The organism is Leptolyngbya sp. Cla-17 (genome assembly GCF_016807185.1).
In the GTDB taxonomy this organism is placed as follows: Bacteria; Cyanobacteriota; Cyanobacteriia; order Leptolyngbyales; family Leptolyngbyaceae; genus ULC077BIN1.
In genome coordinates this window covers 876,916-893,857 of sequence record NZ_JAEVYN010000001.1, presented here as the reverse complement: position 1 = coordinate 893,857, position 16,942 = coordinate 876,916, and the positions used below count along the sequence as shown (strand labels likewise).

General features: G+C 47.9%; 17 protein-coding genes. 6 read left to right on the top strand and 11 right to left on the bottom strand.

Annotation, left to right across the window (positions count from 1 at the left end; genetic code table 11):
* Window positions 1–69 precede the first annotated feature (69 nt).
* From JOY44_RS04080 to JOY44_RS04060, 5 genes are all read right to left on the bottom strand, one after another.
* Complete coding sequence (locus tag JOY44_RS04080; protein WP_171572439.1) at window positions 70–2,472, bottom strand: alkaline phosphatase; 2,403 nt, start codon at window positions 2,470–2,472, stop codon at window positions 70–72.
* A 546-nt stretch (window positions 2,473–3,018) separates the two neighbouring features.
* Window positions 3,019–4,155, bottom strand: a complete 1,137-nt coding sequence (locus JOY44_RS04075) for a glycosyltransferase family 4 protein (RefSeq protein WP_171572438.1) — start codon at window positions 4,153–4,155, stop codon at window positions 3,019–3,021.
* A gap of 23 nt (window positions 4,156–4,178) precedes the next feature.
* Complete coding sequence (locus tag JOY44_RS04070) at window positions 4,179–4,463, bottom strand: hypothetical protein (RefSeq protein WP_171572437.1); 285 nt, start codon at window positions 4,461–4,463, stop codon at window positions 4,179–4,181.
* A 5-nt stretch (window positions 4,464–4,468) separates the two neighbouring features.
* Entirely contained in the window at window positions 4,469–5,620 is a 1,152-nt protein-coding gene (locus JOY44_RS04065; protein ID WP_171572436.1) for an NAD-dependent epimerase/dehydratase family protein, read from the bottom strand.
* Between the two features lie 205 nt (window positions 5,621–5,825).
* Window positions 5,826–6,512 (bottom strand): class I SAM-dependent methyltransferase, encoded by a 687-nt coding sequence (locus JOY44_RS04060; protein WP_171572435.1) that lies wholly within the window; start codon window positions 6,510–6,512, stop codon window positions 5,826–5,828.
* 302 nt (window positions 6,513–6,814) lie between these two features.
* On the opposite strand from JOY44_RS04060, the gene JOY44_RS04055 reads away from it, so the two are divergent.
* Complete coding sequence (locus JOY44_RS04055; protein ID WP_171572405.1) at window positions 6,815–7,330, top strand: helix-turn-helix domain-containing protein; 516 nt, start codon at window positions 6,815–6,817, stop codon at window positions 7,328–7,330.
* Window positions 7,327–7,893, top strand: coding sequence for an IS630 family transposase (locus JOY44_RS04050; protein ID WP_171572406.1), 567 nt, complete (start codon window positions 7,327–7,329; stop codon window positions 7,891–7,893). The genes JOY44_RS04055 and JOY44_RS04050 overlap by 4 nt, the downstream gene beginning before the upstream one ends.
* Before the next feature lie 152 nt (window positions 7,894–8,045).
* Here the strand turns inward: JOY44_RS04050 and JOY44_RS04045 are convergent, their stop codons facing one another.
* From JOY44_RS04045 to bioU, 3 genes are all read right to left on the bottom strand, one after another.
* Window positions 8,046–9,323 (bottom strand): aspartate aminotransferase family protein, encoded by a 1,278-nt coding sequence (locus tag JOY44_RS04045; protein ID WP_171572434.1) that lies wholly within the window; start codon window positions 9,321–9,323, stop codon window positions 8,046–8,048.
* A gap of 180 nt (window positions 9,324–9,503) precedes the next feature.
* Window positions 9,504–11,411, bottom strand: a complete 1,908-nt coding sequence (locus JOY44_RS04040; RefSeq protein WP_171572433.1) for a serine/threonine protein kinase — start codon at window positions 11,409–11,411, stop codon at window positions 9,504–9,506.
* 172 nt (window positions 11,412–11,583) lie between these two features.
* Window positions 11,584–12,603, bottom strand: a complete 1,020-nt coding sequence (bioU, locus tag JOY44_RS04035) for a (S)-8-amino-7-oxononanoate synthase BioU (RefSeq protein ID WP_242541711.1) — start codon at window positions 12,601–12,603, stop codon at window positions 11,584–11,586.
* A 481-nt stretch (window positions 12,604–13,084) separates the two neighbouring features.
* Here bioU and JOY44_RS04030 point away from each other — a divergent pair, with 481 nt between their 5' ends.
* The 4 genes from JOY44_RS04030 to JOY44_RS04015 all read left to right on the top strand — a co-directional run bounded on the left by JOY44_RS04030 (window position 13,085) and on the right by JOY44_RS04015 (window position 14,762).
* On the top strand, window positions 13,085–13,294 hold the full coding sequence (locus tag JOY44_RS04030) for a DUF2997 domain-containing protein (protein ID WP_171572431.1): 210 nt from the start codon (window positions 13,085–13,087) through the stop codon (window positions 13,292–13,294).
* Between the two features lie 59 nt (window positions 13,295–13,353).
* Window positions 13,354–13,740 carry a DUF1257 domain-containing protein gene (locus tag JOY44_RS04025; protein ID WP_171572430.1) on the top strand — a complete coding sequence of 129 codons (387 nt, stop codon included), beginning with the start codon at window positions 13,354–13,356 and terminating at the stop codon, window positions 13,738–13,740.
* Window positions 13,741–13,877: 137 nt separating this feature from the next.
* Window positions 13,878–14,324 carry a ferredoxin gene (locus JOY44_RS04020; RefSeq protein WP_171572429.1) on the top strand — a complete coding sequence of 149 codons (447 nt, stop codon included), beginning with the start codon at window positions 13,878–13,880 and terminating at the stop codon, window positions 14,322–14,324.
* Between the two features lie 117 nt (window positions 14,325–14,441).
* Window positions 14,442–14,762 (top strand): hypothetical protein, encoded by a 321-nt coding sequence (locus JOY44_RS04015; protein WP_171572428.1) that lies wholly within the window; start codon window positions 14,442–14,444, stop codon window positions 14,760–14,762.
* Window positions 14,763–14,847: 85 nt separating this feature from the next.
* Here JOY44_RS04015 and JOY44_RS04010 read toward each other — a convergent pair whose 3' ends face one another.
* From JOY44_RS04010 to JOY44_RS04000, 3 genes are all read right to left on the bottom strand, one after another.
* Window positions 14,848–15,603, bottom strand: a complete 756-nt coding sequence (locus JOY44_RS04010; RefSeq protein WP_197984942.1) for a hypothetical protein — start codon at window positions 15,601–15,603, stop codon at window positions 14,848–14,850.
* Window positions 15,604–15,688: 85 nt separating this feature from the next.
* Entirely contained in the window at window positions 15,689–16,015 is a 327-nt protein-coding gene (locus JOY44_RS04005; protein ID WP_171572427.1) for an MgPME-cyclase complex family protein, read from the bottom strand.
* A 139-nt stretch (window positions 16,016–16,154) separates the two neighbouring features.
* Entirely contained in the window at window positions 16,155–16,877 is a 723-nt protein-coding gene (locus JOY44_RS04000; protein ID WP_171572426.1) for a pyridoxine 5'-phosphate synthase, read from the bottom strand.
* Window positions 16,878–16,942 lie beyond the last annotated feature (65 nt).

The following is a 16,942-nucleotide window of genomic DNA, read 5'->3' as shown; positions in this document are numbered from 1 at the left end:
CGCCTAGGGTGATAGGAACGCGATCGCTTGAGCGAATAGACTGCTTACTCTAGAGATTGAAGCTGTCGCTTAAGCAACAACATCTCCGGTGTACCACTTCAAGGTTGCTAGCAAGTCACCATTCTTGCTGATCGTGGTGTCGAATTCGGTCTTGGTGATGGTTAGCATGTCAGCAGCAACCAAGCCAGAACTGCGTGTGATCTTATCATCGGAGTCAAAGCCGAAGATGGTGGTAGATCCAGCACCTGCGTTCAGGGCAAAGGTGTTTTTGCCACCACCCCAAACATAAACGGTATCTTCGCCAACGCCTGCATTGATGATGTTGTCACCAGCACCCGCATGGATGGTGTCGTTGCCTGCACCACCAAAGATTTCATCATTACCTGAGCCAGTAAACACGGTGTCGTTACCAGTTCCAGCATCTACATAGTTGATGCCGTTGCCAAGCGCGATGTCGTCGTTGCCTGCACCTGCATAGATGACGTTGCCGCCGTTGCCAGCCCGGATGTAGTCGATGCCTGCACCCGCGAAGACAGTGTTGTCACCGCCGTTCACAAAGATGCGATCGTTGCCCGTTCCGGTATACACCAAGTCATCACCATCTTCGGCATACACCAGGTTGTCACCATTGTTAGCATAGATGTAGTTCTCGCCAACGCCGCCATAAACGGTGTCATCAAATGCGCCCGTATAAATGGTGGCATCCTTGCCAGGTCCAGCGACAAAGTAAGCATTTACCACCTGAGGACCTGTAATTTCGGGTCGCTCAGCAGAACCGGTGATTGCTGCCAACTGAGTTTGGTAAATCTGGCTTTGGTCAACTCCAACAGCGTATCCAGGAATTTGATAACCGTAGCTGTTAAAATCTTGACCTATAAAGCTCGTCAAAACCTCAGAGCCAGCACCTTGATAGTAAACAGGCACAGTACGGTTGGAGTGGTTGCCCCAGCCATACTTTGCATCAATGTTAGAACCCCAGAAATTTCCTGCTCCAGCCGGGTCATCGATGTCGGTTAAAGCCTCAACACCCAAGGTTCGCACTAGCGAAGGAAAGTCAGGATTCAATGTTAAATAGTGGTCATGGTCAGCGGTAATAATCAACTGATTATTTTCCCAGCCGCCGTTTGCCAAAATCCAGTCAACGGTAGACTTAACTGACTTATCAAAATCGAGAATCGTGCCGATCAGGTTATCGATACTGTTGTCATGAGCAGCCCAGTCAATGTCGCCGCCTTCCACCATCAGCCAGAAGCCATCCTTATCTTTACCCAACACGTCAAGCGCCGCACTGGTCAAGTTTTGAAGAGTGGGATTTTCGTTGCGCTCTCTCGCGATAAAAGAGGCATCGGTTTCTCCAGGTAGCAAAGGACGTTCCCTATCTGGGTTTAAACCTTGGGTGCTGTTGATGCGGAACATATCTAGACCCGTGGTGCTGTAGTCACCGTTAGCAGAACTTACGGGTAGATTGCCGTTTTGTCCACGGGCACCATATAGACCCAGCAAACGCTCACCGCTGTTGGGATCGATGCTCGCTGCGGCGCTTGCTAAAGTTTGAGCTGCGTTATTGCCACGCTCTAAAAAGGTATACCCGTAGCGATTGTCATTAGGATTGGCTACGAGATAGTCATAGGTGTCTTTGGTGACAAAGCCATAATCACGGGCATTTTCAACGCCTGAGGGCAAAGGAGCAGCAGTGTTGGACAGGGGATGTCCGCCGCCTAACAATACGGTGGGCTGATAAATCGATAGTTCTTGTTGCAGAATGCTGTCGAGATCAGGAAACTCGCTGTCGTACTTACCGCGACGGTTGACAGTGGCAGCAGCAGCACCAGGAGTAGCATGGTCAATTGGCACCGATGTTACTATGCCAGTAGATCGACCCGTCATGGCAGCAGTCGCCAAAATGGTTTCCAGGGGTTGCTCAAAAATGTCAACACCGATCGCGTTGTTGTAGCTTTTGACTCCGGTGTACAAAGTTGTTGCGGTATTAGCCGAGTCAGGATAGCTCAGTTTAATGTACTCCTTGTCGAAGCCAGGAGACGCGATACCACCGTAGTAGCCAGGGTCCCAAGGATACAGTCCACCTCGAACTACATCATATCCAACCAGGTTTCCTACAGCACCGCTGGCAACAGTCGCACCACCAGAAGCATTGATGCCGGGGTTGAAGTTGGGGTTAAACTGGAAACCAGGAAGTACAGGGCTGCCAGCCGTTACTCCATCAGAACCAGTCAGTGCAGAGTTGCCAGTGTTAAACACACCGTTGGCTCCAGCAATCGTTGTGCCGTAGGTTGTTGCAAGAGTATATTCTTTCAAACCCTGGAGAGTAAGTCCTGTACCTACACCTGAGGTGTAGAAGTCGCTTAGCTTTGTACCTGGGTTACCGTTCTGAATTTGCTGATAGATGGCAGCCGCACGAGCCATTTCCCAGCCCAAACCGTCGCCAATCATAACAATGACGTTCTTAGCCATGAGAGCAATAATCCTTCTTTACGTGTGAATGAGCGGATGGAGCCTAAGCAACAAGGGTGAATTTGCAAAACAAGCGATCGCTTCCGAACAATTCCGTTACGTGTGAAGGAGCAGATGGAACCTAAGCAACAAGGGTGAGTTTGCGAGCAAGCGATCGCTTCCGAACAATTTTGTTACGTGTGATACGTGATATCCCTTAGACACCATCCCACTTGAAGGTTAAGGAGAGGTCGAATTTCCGTTAAAATACGGTATATCAAATATGTAGAAATGATGAAGTAGCAAGGTTTTCAGCCAAACAGCGAAGTAAAAGTGATTTAAATCACTTTTACAGGCGTAGCTTTCAGATATAGAGCTGCATCATTTCAGAAATTAAATTTGATATCTACTTTCAAATTCTTTAGCACTTCTTGGAGATTGCAGATGATGAGTAGCAAGAAGCTAGATTTAAAACTCACAGCTAACTTTCTTTAAAGAAACTCACCAGCATTTTCAAACAACAGCAATTGTTTTCGCCTCATCCGCCTATCTAAATGTTTTTCGGAGTTAAGAGGCGGCAGCAGAGTAAACCTGAGAATCTATCACCGCTTGATAATAGTTGTGCAGTTGGTGAGTTGCGGCTGACCAACTCCAACATTCAGCCTCCCGACGGGCATTGTGGCGCAGCATCTCTTGCTCTTGAGGATTGGCCAGAAGCCGCTGAGTCGCCGAGATCGCCCCTTGCTCATCCAACGGATTAAACAGAAAGCCATTCACCCCATCTTCCACAATATCGGGAATCCCCCCCGATCGGGCTGCCACAACGGGACAGCCTGCCGCCATCGCTTCCAGCAGAACTAATCCCAACGTTTCGGTGCGCGAAGGAAAAACAAATGCATCCGACGATGCAAAGGCTGCACCCAGTTCCACTCCTTGCAAGTAGCCTACAAAATAAGTAGCAGTTCCTTCAAAGTGTTTTTCTAGTGCTTGCCGATGCGGTCCATCACCAACTAAAGCCAATCTGGCATTTGGGATGGACTCTAAAACGGGTTTAATTCGTTCAATTTCTTTTTCGACAGAGAGGCGACCAACATACAGCAACAGCGGATAATCAGGATTGCCTTGAGACAAACGCGATCGCATCTCTCGGTTTGACATGTGGGGTTGAAACATTTCCGTATCAACACCCCGCTGCCATAAATCCACTCGCTCAATCCCGTGTTCGGTTAATGCCTGCATCATTGCCGTCGAAGTGCAAAGATTCAGTTGCGCCTGGTTATGTCCCGCTTTGAGTAGCTCCCACACCAAGCCTTCTAACATGCCCAGCCCATAGTGCTGGAGATACTCTGGGATATGGGTGTGATAGGACGCAATCAGTGGAATATGTAGCGTTTTGCTATAAAAAATACCCGCTAAGCCCAATACGGCAGGATTCACCACATGGATAATATCTGGCTTAAATTGGGTCAATGCATCCCCGATCGCCGGTCGAGGCAATGCCATCTTTAGCTCTGGATACAGCGGCATCGAAAAGCCGGACACACCGTATATCTTGGCTCCTTTGTATTCCGTCAAGCCACCGTCTGGAGAAAAAACCAATACCTGGTTACCCATGCGCTGTAGCTGCTCCACAGTGTGCCGCAGCCGGGTTACAATCCCATCCACTTTGGGCAAAAAAGTTTCGGTGAACAGAGCAATGCGCATAGACAAATACTTTAGTAATGGTACTAACGTCGAGGGCTGCAAAGACCGTGAACACCAATCGATACCATAATACCGCCCAACAAAACCCCGATTCCTTCTGCAAAGCAGTTTATTCGGTGCCGATTTTCAGCGGCTTGAGCAATAGATAGCTCGCGAATGGCTGCCCCTGATGTTGCCAACTTCTGGTAGTTTTGATAACTCCTGTCTAGCGCTGCCCATTCTGGAAACAGGAAAAATACACAGAGCGCGATCGCACCCAAGCCTGGGACGATCGTAGTCGATACTAACAGCAGCGCACGACCACCCATCAGGATTACCGTTTCCAGGTAACTTTGGGCATAATTTGCGATTCATCGACGCGGGTTTTGTATTTGACCGCAACATTTAATAGGGAATCTAATAGTGAATTAGAGAGATAATGAGGCTCCAATCCTAAATCGAGCAAGTTTGTGTTTTTGGCGTTGAAGTAGTGTTCTTCTTTCTCAATTCGAGGATTTTCCAGGTGTTTCACCTGAACCTGCAAACCAATCTCGCTACCTGCTTTTTCGACCATTGACGCTAAATCGCCAACGCTAAATAGTTCAGTGAACTGGTTGAAGACTCGAAACTCACCGGGAGCAGCCGGAGTCGCGATCGCCAACTCTATACAGCGCACCGTATCTCGAATATCCAAGAAGCCGCGAGTTTGCCCACCTTTGCCATACACCGTTAGGGGATGTCCCACAGCCGCTTGAACACAAAAGCGGTTTAGCGCCGTACCAAATACGCCATCATAATCCAAGCGATTCACCAGCAACTCATCCATGGCGGTTTCATCGGTTAGCACGCCGTAGACAACACCCTGGTTTAAATCGGTTGCTCGCAAACCCCAGATGCGACAAGCAAAATGGATATTGTGAGAATCATGCACCTTGCTCAGGTGATACATGCTGCCGGGTTGCTTGGGATAGGGCAGCGTATCTTTGCGCCCATTATGCTCGATGGTGATGTAGCCTTCTTCAATATCAATGTTGGGAGTACCATATTCTCCCATCGTGCCCAACTTGACCAAGTGGCAGTCGGGGAAGTCTTCTTTCATGGCGTAGAGGATATTCAACGTGCCTACAACGTTGTTCACTTGAGTCATGACGGCATGTTCGCGATCGATCATAGAAAAGGGCGCAGATCGCTGTTCACCAAAATGAACGATCGCTTCGGGTTCAAACTTCTGTAGAGTTTTGCTCAAAAACTCGTAGTTTGTAATATCGCCAATGAACAGGTCAATATTTTTACTCGTCAACTCATGCCAGCGCTTGAGACGTTGCTGGATCGGCGCGATCGGCGTGAGAGTGTCAACGCAAAGCTCATTATCCCAATGCCGCCGCACCAAATTATCGAGAATACCAACCTCATATCCTCGTTTGTTGAGGTAGAGCGCGGTTGCCCAACCGCAATAACCATCGCCACCAATTACTAGGACTTTCATCTTGCACGCGCTTGCGAATACTCTGCCAAATCTACCAGACTTAGGCGCATTCTGAGCTACGAATTTGGGCTAATCCCTGTGAGGCTGAAAAATCTGTTCTGTTTCGGCTCACGAAATTGGCACAGCCTAACGTTCCCAATCGACCGCCGCAGTTAACCTCGAACATTCAACAAGAACCTCTCACAGTCGGTGTAGATTGAGGTTGTTATGCCGCTGCTGACTTCTCCCAAACTACTGAATAACGCCAAAACAGGTGTTTCCTAACTTTTGCCCTCCTCAATGAGCTTGTGTAAATTCGTTGTGCTTGCGAAAGGGTGAGGTAGTGGTCTGTACGAAGATGTTCTCTCATCGCAGCAGCGGCTTCAGGTGATTGTTGAAGATGTTTATTGTTGAGCACTTGAAATAGCCAATTTAGGGGAATAGCAACAAAATCGCTTACTTGATCTCGCAGATTCTCATGTTCTAGCAAATCCAGGATCACCAACCTACCGCCAGGTTTCAGAGTAGCTTTCAGGTTAGGCAACAAGCTTTCAACTGGTAAATGATGAAGTGTAGCAATAGACACGATCAAATCAAATTGTTCAACTATTGGTTCCCAATGCAAAACATCAGCGACTTGAAAATCAATGTTTGAAAACATTCTTGAACGCTGCTTAGCAACCTCGATCATATTTGGGGATAAGTCGATCGCAAAAACCTTTTCCACACGCTTAGCTAGAAGACGTGAAAATTCACCTGTTCCACAACCAATGTCAAGTGCAGTTTTGCATTGGGCTGGTAACTGTTTGAGTAGAAAGTGGTGATAGTGATTATTGTGATCCCATCCTTCCCGGTCATGCAGAGCGATGAGATCGAAATCATTCCGGATTTTTTGTGTCAGGCTATCAGACATACCCATTTGTTATTCAGCAGCACAACACTGAATCTAACTTAACTTCTCTCGCCATCAACCCCAAATCACTCCACCACCGATAACCTCAAGGTAACTTAGCTCTAAACACAGACAGACAATCTTGAAGCACAGTCTCCACCGAGGACTGGCGGCATAACAAGTTGCTAGACTGCCAAACAACCTTCTGCATGGGAATTTGATGATGGTTTCCAACAATACAAGCTGAAATTGGCTGATACCAAATTAAATTGGAGCCATTACAGATCAGATAAACTGAGCGATGTAGAGGTGAGAGTCTAACAATGGCTGGAGTAAGCGCAATCGCAATTAAAGAAAGTCTCGAGGAGCTAGGCACCCGTTTGCGAGCGGTTGAACAGCCGATACTCAAAGAGCGATTGCAAGTGTTGTACTGGCTCAAACAAGCGCACGCACCGAGTGTCAGTCAGATTGCGATTGCAATTGGCAGGCATCGGGGCACGGTGCAAAAATGGTTAGCCCTGTACCGAGCGCAAGGATTAGAAGCATTGCTGGTGGTTAAACCCACTCCAGGAGGAGGCAACCGGGTGATTCCAATGTGGGCGGAGGTTGCCTTAGCCAAGCGATTGCAGGAACCGAGCAATGGGTTTAGCAGCTATGGGAAGGTGCAGCAGTGGCTGTTAGAGAGTTTAGGGGTAGAAGCCGAGTATCATGCGGTCTACCAGATGACGCGCTATCGACTCAAAGCGAAACTCAAGGTCGCCCGTCCTCAAAACATCAAGCAGAACCGAGTCCAGCGAGAGGCATTTAAGCAAACCTCGCAGACGACCTCGACTTATTGAGTCAGTACTATCGGCAGGTGCGCCAGGATGAGCGACCGATTCGTTACTTCGCACAAGATGAGAGTCGCTTTGGACTTCACACGCTCATCGGACGATTAATTACGGCAGTTGGGGTTAAACCCATCGGGGCGTGGCAATGGATATTCAAAGCATTCTGGCTATACGGTGCTGTGGAACCTACCACAGGAGAGTCCTTTTTCTTGCAATTCTCCCATGTCGATACCGCATGCTACCAATGGTTCTTAGATGAGTTCTCCAAGGCTTACCCCGATAGTCTCAACATCCTGCAAGTGGATAACGGACGGTTCCACAAAGGCAAAGACCTTATTGTGCCAGAGAACATTATCTTGGTGTTTCAACCGCCTTACTGCCCAGAGTTAAATCCTATCGAGCGTTTATGGGAACATCTCAAGGCGGATCTCAAGTGGGCTGCGTTCAAAACGCTTGACCAACTGCAATCCAGGGTTGATCAACTCTTAGCCCAGCTAACCCCTCAAGTGATTGCTTCCCTTACAGGCTACCCCTTTATCCTCAATGCACTATCTGTCATTGACACCATTTAAATTGGTATGAGTATGCGATCGCGGAGTTTCAACCTACAGCGTTGCTGAATTTAGGCACAAACCTCAGTAGAGGCAACCCAGAAGGATCGCCTCTACTAAGAGCTATGGATTCATACACTACCCCTGTTCAATCCACGACAGGTCATTACAAGCTACAAAGTAGCAAAGGCTTGATCGACGGCTTGCAGGGCTTGATCGATTTCAGCCGCAGAGACGATCAGTGGTGGCACAAAGCGAACCACCTTGGGTCCAGCAGGAACCATTAACACGCCCTGATTAATGCCCGATTGCACTACCTGAGCGGAAGTCAAATCGATCTCTGCTTGAATCTCCAGACCGTTGATCAGCCCCCAACCGCGCACGTCTGCTACTTTTTCAGGGTAGCGTTGGGCGATCGCTCGTAATCCGGTTCGCAGTTGCTCTCCTCGTTCTTGGGCATTCTCAAGCAGATGGTCAGATTGCAACGTTTGGCAAACCGCTAACGCCACCGCACAGGCAAAGGGATTGCCGCCAAAGGTGCTGGCATGATCACCGGGCTGAAAGATATTGCAAGATTCTTTACAGAGCAAAGCACCGATAGGAATGCCACCACCAAGACCCTTTGCGGAAGTGAAAATATCCGGCTCAATTCCCAGATTTTCAAAGCCCCAAAGCTTGCCAGAGCGACCCATGCCCACCTGCACTTCATCGCAGATGAGGAGAATGCCTCTCTCATTACAAATCTCGCGAATTCGCTGGAAGTAAGCGCGATCGCCCGGACGCACCCCGCCTTCACCCTGAAGTGCTTCTAGCAAAATTGCAGCCACTCGCGGTTGATCTTTATCTAGGTCTGCGATCACCTGCTCCAACGCGGCAATATCGTTGTAAGGCACATACTCAAAACCCGGCACCAATGGGCTAAAGCCTTTTTGATACTTGGGTTGCCCCGTTGCGGTGATTGTGGCTAAAGTTCGCCCGTGAAAACTGGCATGAGCCGTGATAATGACAGGATCTGCAATTCCTCGAACGGTGTGGGCATATTTGCGCGCTAGCTTAATCGCGCCTTCGTTAGCTTCCGCTCCTGAGTTGCAGAAAAAGACGCGATCGGCACAAGAATTTTCGACTAACCACTTTGCCAACTCACCCTGAGGCGCTGTGTAATAAAGGTTAGAGACATGATGCAAAGTTTGAATCTGTTTTGTTACCGCTTCCACCATCGCTGGATGGGCATGTCCTAAGGTGCAGGTTGCAATTCCAGCCACACAATCCAAATACTCTCGTCCTTCCGAATCCCAAACTCGACACCCCGCTCCACGTTCCAACGTAATGGGGTAGCGCGCATAGGTTTTCATCACATACTCGTCAAACTCTTCCGGTGTGAATGCGCTACCAGCATCCAGTAAAGATTCAACGAAAACAGGCGAGACTTGGAGTAATGATTTTGGACTCACTGGAACTAATCCTTAAAATGCTTAAGAGACTACAAAATGCAGTTAAACTTTGAACTGACACAGCTTGCTTATAAGAAAGATGTTTGTGTCCATAAGTTTTTCGTTCTTAGCTTTTACAATAGCCCATCCGTTCTGATTCAGCCGCAATCAGATGGGTCAGTCAAGTTCTGATGACAATGGCTAAAAAATCTCAAACGATAGGGCATAGTCACCCAATTGATTGGCAGAAAGCTCAAATACATAATCTCCATCGCTGGGCAATCGTCCTTTCCAGTCTGGATTAAGGGTATTGGTGTCAAGCCGCTGACCATTTGGGGCGATCGCGCTTAAGCTCACGTTTCCCTGTAACTTTTTGACTAATACCAACTGTCCTTGTTTTGCCCGGAGTAGATAGCGTCGAATTTGCTGAGGCGCGATCGTTCCAGTGACGGTCGTGCCATTGGTGCCTCTAGCAAAAGTTACCCGCTCTATGATTTCTTGGGTGGGGCGAGAAATCGGTGTCGTTGCCACATCCAGCATATAAGCACCTGATCCAGATATTTGAATGAAGTATTGATCGTCCGTTGGTAGCTGCCCCGTCCAACTGCGGGTTTGATAGGCAGCAGCATCGATACCATCCTGGTTCGATCGCAGCAGATTCATTATCACCCCCGACCCTGCTAATGTTGCAGTCAGCACTTGCCCCTGAGACGCTTTAATTGAATAGGATTGCACTCCTTGCTGTTGCAGCGTTCCTTGCACTGTAGCCGAGAGTTTGCCAGGAGGAAATTGGATGGGTTGAGGCTCGGAAGCGGCTTGCTTTACTGAAGCAGAATTTGAAACTAGTTGATTAGCAGAAGGTACTGCTTGCAAGGCCAAATTCAAATCTCCTTGACCTCCGATAATTCGTGACGCTTCTGCGTGGGGGAGTTTGGCTCCAGAAACCCACACCTCGCCGTGGGAGGCTGCTTGATCATTTTTTGCTTGCCACAAAAATGAACTAGCAACTCCAGTTCCCAATAAAAATGCTGCCCCCATGCCAAGCCATAGCCGATTTTTTTTACGAAGTTGAGATGGCTTTAATCGTTTGGTGGTTTGACGAACGGGGTGACCCTGAGCAGCAGATTTTGATGAGCCACGCTGCTGAATGGAACCACGAGTTGCTGTGGCGACTGGCTGATTTGTGCGCGATCGCTGGGTAAGATTGACTGCGTTCATATTCAGTTGGGTGGGATTTAATTGAGGCATTACCGACTGCAAATCAACCCAAACCTCTTGAGCCGATTGATAGCGATCGCTGGGATAGACGGATAGCATCCGCTCAAAAATCCGGGTCAGTTTATTGCTAAGAGTCGCATAAGGCTGCCAGCGCCAAACCAAGCTTTGACTATCGAGTAAGGAGTGTGGCTCTTTGCCAGTTAGCAACACTAGGCAAGTAGCTGCCAACGCATACAAATCACTATTGGGGTAAACTCGCCCCGTTTGTAGCTGTTCTGGGGGTGCATAGCCTACTTTGCCAACCCGCGTTACAGCAGAGGTAATTGAAAGTTGGCTGGTCGCTTCTTTGACCGCTCCAAAATCAATCAGAACCGGAAGCCCCGCTTCGGCGATGGGCAATTTACGTTGAGACGGCTCATGCAGCGATTTTAGAATGATGTTTTCTAAGGAAATGTCGCGGTGAACAATGCCGCGATCATGAATATGAACCAAGACAGGCAGCAGTTGTTTGAGCAGGTGGCAAACTTCTGCCTCGGTGAAGGTTAATCCTTGCGATTTGCGATCGCTCAGCAAACGTCGGTAAGTCTGCCCTTCGACAAAATCTTGAACTAAAAATAGCCGCTGTCCTTCTTCAAACGCTGCCCAAAAACGGGGTATCTGGGGATGGTGAAGCTGATAAAGGGTGCTGGCTTCACGCTGAAATAATAATTGAGATTTTTTTAACAGCGCAGTGTCTTGATAAGTAAAGAAGAACTCTTTCAACACACAGCGTTCGTTAAAGCGCTCTTGGTCAGTTGCCAAGTAAGTACGCCCAAAGCCTCCTTGTCCTAAAATCTGCCGAATCAAATATCGTTGGCGAAGCAGAGTTCCCAAAGAAATGGGTGCAATCATAGGTCAAACTAAATCCAAAAAAATCACACCAACGGGTGTATCAATCCTCACTTTAAAGTGAGGAAGTTTCCACAGTGGGTTACCCCCCATGGGCAAACACCCTAAGGGGGGAAAGCAATATCGGATTAGGTTGACCCGCAATAGCGAGTACTTAAGAATCTATCGGAAGCACCTATCGCACAAATTTAGGCATTACTTCAGCAGCGGTGAACACGCCATGTAGCCCTCGACGATGCAGCTCAATCCCTGCCTTGAGATAACCAAAAGCTGGACCGCAGACATTAGCTGCCATGCTAGTTTCATCCCCTAGAGTAAATGTATTGGTTGACAGCTTTCCTTCAAAGGTACGCCCCGTCACCCGCACATTCGTGCTGAGTGGTTTTTTGGGATTGCGCGTATCGACGACACCGCCAACTGTGACGCGATCGCGATCGCAAATTCCAGCCAATTCCAGCATCACATCATCCGCATGTTCCATATTTTCTAGAGTTAACAACCCATTTGTCCGAGCTAAGAGCGCTGCCACTTCATCATCCGTCATCGCTCTAGCGGCTTCCACGTCGTATCCCGGCATGTGGGCAATGTCTTCTCGGATTGTGGCTCGATAAGCTTCCCAATTCGCAATGCCAACACCAAAAGTAATTTGAACGCTATGAACTTCGCTAAAGCTTTGAGCTGCCAGTGCAGCGGCGGCGGTTAGCAAACCCGGTGTGGCACCACAGCCCGTCATGTATGTAATGCCGCAGGCTTTCAACTCATCCGATAGTGTCAGCAATTGTTCCACAGCGCTCGTCCGCTTCATGGCGTCAACCAACACACCTTGCCAACCCGCTTCAATAAATTGCTGGGCAACCGATGCCATAAAGGTGTTGGGCAAATTAGGCAACGCCAAAAAGTAGCCTTCAACGCCAGAAGCACGGCGAATTAGTTCGTGAATAGTATCGTTGCTCAAGATGTCATCATCTAGATATCCAATTGAGCCATGAGCATGGCAGGATGCAATACTGATATCGGCATTTAGCCCTTGGGGATTATAGGCATAGCCTTTTTGATCCGCGATCGCGGTCAACTTCATTTCTGTTTTGAGCGCCAATACTCGGCTAGCGGCTTGCCCCAAACCACCAAATCCTAATATCCCAACTTGAACTGGTGCCCCCAATGGATTATTTGAGGATGCGAGGACTTGTGTCATATGTTGCTGAACCATTTGTTACGTGCTACCCAAAGTAAATAGATTCTCATTATCCAACTGAATCTTGGTGGTTATCCATCCAACGACAGAGGAATTTGAGGACCACAAATCTATAAAATTTTAAGAAATATTACTAAGATGGCTAGAAAATTAATTTTCAATTTATTTCTTAGCCATTGATTGTTTCATAGCAGTCCCGTGTCATTTATCAGAACGGTGTGTTTTAGTGCGGTGTTGCTTCTTCACAGCTCTCTGATTCTGGCTTGACTGCATTTTGAAGTTAAGGGAAAATAACAGACAGCTCAGTTTTTACATATTGTGACTAGGACTTCTATTAAGTTTTAATATCCACTGGTTTAAGTTTATTTCTTAGCTTTAGCTTAGTTAATAAGCAATTTAGTTGAATTTAGATACTAGTAGGCGAGTCTGGATGAATCACGACATATCGGTTATGCCTTGGCACAAAAGCAGAGATTAAAATATGGAAACTCTAGAGTTTATTATTTATCCAGATGGTCGTGTACAAGAGACAGTAACGGGGGTTGTGGGGGCATCTTGTGCCGAAGTAACTGCTGCTATTGAAGCTCAGCTAGGGCAGGTTTTGAGCCAAGAGCAAACCTCTGAATATTTCGCCCAGAATATTGAACAGTCAGTGGCTACAAATACCCATTTCACCGCCAGTGAATGGTAGTTATTGACAGCCTTTAAGTTTTTGAATTTTTGTCTAGTTCTATAGTTTATAAAGTCGCAATGTCACACTTTAGCCAAATTAAAACTCAGATTCGGAATCTCCCTTCCTTACAAACAGCTTTGACTGATCTTGGAATTGACTGGCAGCCAGGACCTCAAGAGGTACATGGTTATCGCGGACAAACTCGTACTGCTGATGTGGCGATCGCCCAAGCGAACGGTTATGACATTGGCTTTAGCTGGAATGGCAGTGAATATGAGTTAGTTGCCGATTTACAGTTTTGGAATCAGCCCATCCCGGTTGAATTATTTCTAAGCAAGATCACCCAGCGTTATGCAGTCCAGACCGTATTGACCGAAACAGCACAGCAGGGCTTTCAAGTTTCTGAACAACAGCAAAACGTAGACGGCTCAATTCGTTTGGTTCTACAACGGTGGAGTGCCTAGTTCTTCAAAGCGAAATTTTTAAGGCGAAGCATTAACCCCGACCGTAGTAAAGCGATCGCGCCCTATGCTAAATGCTTCGCTTTTGCGTATTTAGATTGAACCCCTTCTCTCTGCTGCCTTAGAGGTAAGTCTCCCCTATGGATGATGCAACAAACGGTACAAGTTTCAACGAATTAAATCGATCAGGGTTGGAACCTGAACTGGGTGGGCTGTTGAGAAATGAGCCTGAGTTGACTGGGCTGGAGCCAGAACTAGGCGGAGTTTTACGGCAAAAGGGAGTTTATGTAGATGAAATTACCTGTATTGGTTGCAAACATTGCGCCCATGTTGCTCGAAATACTTTTTATATAGAGCCAGACTATGGGCGATCGCGGGTGATTAGTCAAAACAGTGACTCAGAAGAGGTCATTCAAGAAGCAATAGAGACCTGCCCTGTAGACTGCATTCACTGGCTAGACTACACCGAACTCAAGCAACAGGAAGAAGAGCGGAAATATCAGGTTATCCCTGTGGCTGGATTTCCGATTGATCATGCATCACTACGCCGTAAAGCGAAAGATAAGAAGAAAAAGGCTATGGGATGACGAAGCTCCTGCATCTTTTCAAAAACGCTTAGCCTGATTAAAAAGGAGCATTTGCAAAAAGTATCAGCTAGACTGATGTCGAGGTGAAATCACGAGCTTTCAGGACTCTTAAAGGTTGTGAAATACTTTTTTTTGTCGGATGGTTGGACAATCGGTCGAGTCTGGGAATTAAGCGGGTTGTGGAGCGACAGCGCTTGGCGGCGAAAACCCTACATTGAGCAAATGAAGCTTTTTATTTGGGAAAATGGCGAAAAACTATGTCTCTATCGCGTTGAAGAGGCGGTGTTAATGCTAGAGGTCAAGCCTACTGAACGGATTCAGCTAGAAGCCGAAGGGAAAAATATTGGACAGGTAGTCCTAAAGCGCTTGATTACCGCAGATCAGGCGATCGAACGACTTTGCGTTGAAGCAGAACCCGCGCTACAAGTTGGCGGCTAAATCATAGAATGTAGAACGCTATTTTGACCTGTAGCTGAGCGGCAATTGGTGAAGCGAAGCTCTCTACAGGAATCGCGCCTTAAATCTATCGAGTAGTAGCCGTAGCCGGGAGCGCAACGCTGCGCCGCAGCAAAATCACGCGACGGCTATCTACGAGAGTTGCCCAAAAGCCGCGATCGCTCAACAGTTGCAGCGTCGTATTAGCTGCATTTGAGTCAGTTGTGTAGACCGCCAATAGGTAGGGGCGTTGCCCATAGGAGACCAGCCCAACATCTTTTCCAAGGGCTTGCCGAGCTTTGACCGCCATTTCTGGTTGGTTTTGATAGTCCACCAGCACCGCATAGCCAACACCTAGCGGCTTGGGGCTATAGCTAGCTGAATCATTCAGCTTAGCCGTCGTGGACGGTGAGGTTGTTGACGTTTGTGGTTTTGCGATCGTGGATGTTGAAGCAGTGGGTGAACCTTGAGGAATTTCCGCAGGACGAGCCACAAAGGCAGCCAGACCAGTCGTTTCCGTCACATATTTCGCCCAAGCATTGGCCCGGTCAACCGTTCTAAAACCACCAACGCGAGTCACTGTATCTTCCAAGTAACGGCAGGTATCAACAGAAGTATTGGGCGGTAAAAGCTGTTGCGCTTGAGTTTGACTGTCGGGCGTGCGGGTTACAATCAGCAATAGATACTCACTGGGCGCTGGTGGCTGACAAATTGCGTAATTTGCCGGTTGGGGCACAGGGATTTGGGCAGGAGGCAAAGCCTGAGCGTCGGCTTTTGCGCTTGCCGACAGCAAGATAAAACCTGTCAACAAAAAGCCGCATTGATGATGGAAGGCTTGAATCATTATGTGCATAACCGTTAAACGAGGAAGGGGTGCAGCCGGAGTTATACTTCCATTGCTTGGGACAAATGAAAAGCCACGAGGCACTTTAGGATGCAGGTGCCAAAGAAGCGATCGCTTGGGGAATTTTTTCTGAAGGAGCTTGAAACTCTCCAGTAATGACGAATTCTAACCGTAGTTTCAGCCAGTTAATAAACTGAGGGTTAGTTGAAATGACTGCGCTGGCGGGTTGAGGGCACTGATTTTTGAGAGTCGCCATATCGGGAGACTCCAGAAAAGCAGGTTGATGGACTAGCCAAAAATCTATTTCTTTTTCTTGCTCTTGATAATACCGAGTGCGCTCTTTCAGCACTTCATCCAGGGCTTCTCCATCTAAAAAGTTTCGACTAGCCAATATGAAATAGTAAGTTTGCATGGTAAACCCGTTTTAACTGAGTAATTTTAGAGATTTCAATTTAGATTACAGGATTTAGATTACAGGATTTAATCTTATCTAGAAGCCTGATGGATTACAGATCCAATCCAAAGCTCATAGCTGGAAAAATTCATAGTTTCTATGAACTGCCGCGAATCACAAGCTTCATTTCACGAACGGCACGTTCTATACCAATGAGCGCTGCTCGACTAATGATCGTGTGCCCAATATTCAACTCTTCCATTCCTGGCAAGCAGGCAACAGGATAGGCATTCCAATAGGTCAGTCCATGTCCTGCATTGACTCTCAGCCCAATCGAGATCGCCCGCTCACACCCATCCCCTAATACTTTTAGTTCTTTTTGTTGCGCTGCCTCCCCTTGGGCTTCGGCATAGCGCCCGGTATGCAGTTCAATAAATTTGGCTCCTACCAACCGGGAGGCATCAATTTGAGCAACGTCTGCATCAATAAATAGGCTCACAGGGATTCCGGCTGCTTGCAGCTTATCCACCACAAGAGTCATGCGTCCAGCTTGTCCGGCAATATCTAATCCGCCTTCTGTGGTCACTTCTTCGCGGCGTTCTGGAACCAGAGTCACGTAGTCAGGCTTAATCTCCAGGGCGATCGCCACCATTTCATCCGTTGCCGCCATTTCCAAATTCAAATGGGTTCGCACGGTCTGGCGCAATAGTTGCACATCCCGGTCTTGAATATGCCGTCGATCCTCTCGCAAATGCACCGTGATGCCATCTGCTCCACCCAGTTCAGCCAATACCGCAGCGGCGATCGGGTCAGGTTCTACCGTTCGTCGCGCCTGCCGAATGGTGGCGATATGGTCAATGTTGACACCGAGTGTAACCACTCCAAAATTCCTTTGCTGTAAGCATGTGACCTCGATTGTACCGAATCATCCTAAACTCGTCACCG

Coding starts and splice junctions, on each gene's coding strand:
- JOY44_RS04080 (WP_171572439.1), bottom strand. CDS start 2,472: ATGGCTAAGAACGTCATTGTTATGATTGGCGACGGTTTGGGCTGGGAA.
- JOY44_RS04075 (WP_171572438.1), bottom strand. CDS start 4,155: ATGCGCATTGCTCTGTTCACCGAAACTTTTTTGCCCAAAGTGGATGGG.
- JOY44_RS04070 (WP_171572437.1), bottom strand. CDS start 4,463: ATGGGTGGTCGTGCGCTGCTGTTAGTATCGACTACGATCGTCCCAGGC.
- JOY44_RS04065 (WP_171572436.1), bottom strand. CDS start 5,620: ATGAAAGTCCTAGTAATTGGTGGCGATGGTTATTGCGGTTGGGCAACC.
- JOY44_RS04060 (WP_171572435.1), bottom strand. CDS start 6,512: ATGTCTGATAGCCTGACACAAAAAATCCGGAATGATTTCGATCTCATC.
- JOY44_RS04055 (WP_171572405.1), top strand. CDS start 6,815: ATGGCTGGAGTAAGCGCAATCGCAATTAAAGAAAGTCTCGAGGAGCTA.
- JOY44_RS04040 (WP_171572433.1), bottom strand. CDS start 11,411: ATGATTGCACCCATTTCTTTGGGAACTCTGCTTCGCCAACGATATTTG.
- bioU (WP_242541711.1), bottom strand. CDS start 12,603: ATGACACAAGTCCTCGCATCCTCAAATAATCCATTGGGGGCACCAGTT.
- JOY44_RS04030 (WP_171572431.1), top strand. CDS start 13,085: ATGGAAACTCTAGAGTTTATTATTTATCCAGATGGTCGTGTACAAGAG.
- JOY44_RS04025 (WP_171572430.1), top strand. CDS start 13,354: ATGTCACACTTTAGCCAAATTAAAACTCAGATTCGGAATCTCCCTTCC.
- JOY44_RS04020 (WP_171572429.1), top strand. CDS start 13,878: ATGGATGATGCAACAAACGGTACAAGTTTCAACGAATTAAATCGATCA.
- JOY44_RS04010 (WP_197984942.1), bottom strand. CDS start 15,603: ATGATTCAAGCCTTCCATCATCAATGCGGCTTTTTGTTGACAGGTTTT.
- JOY44_RS04005 (WP_171572427.1), bottom strand. CDS start 16,015: ATGCAAACTTACTATTTCATATTGGCTAGTCGAAACTTTTTAGATGGA.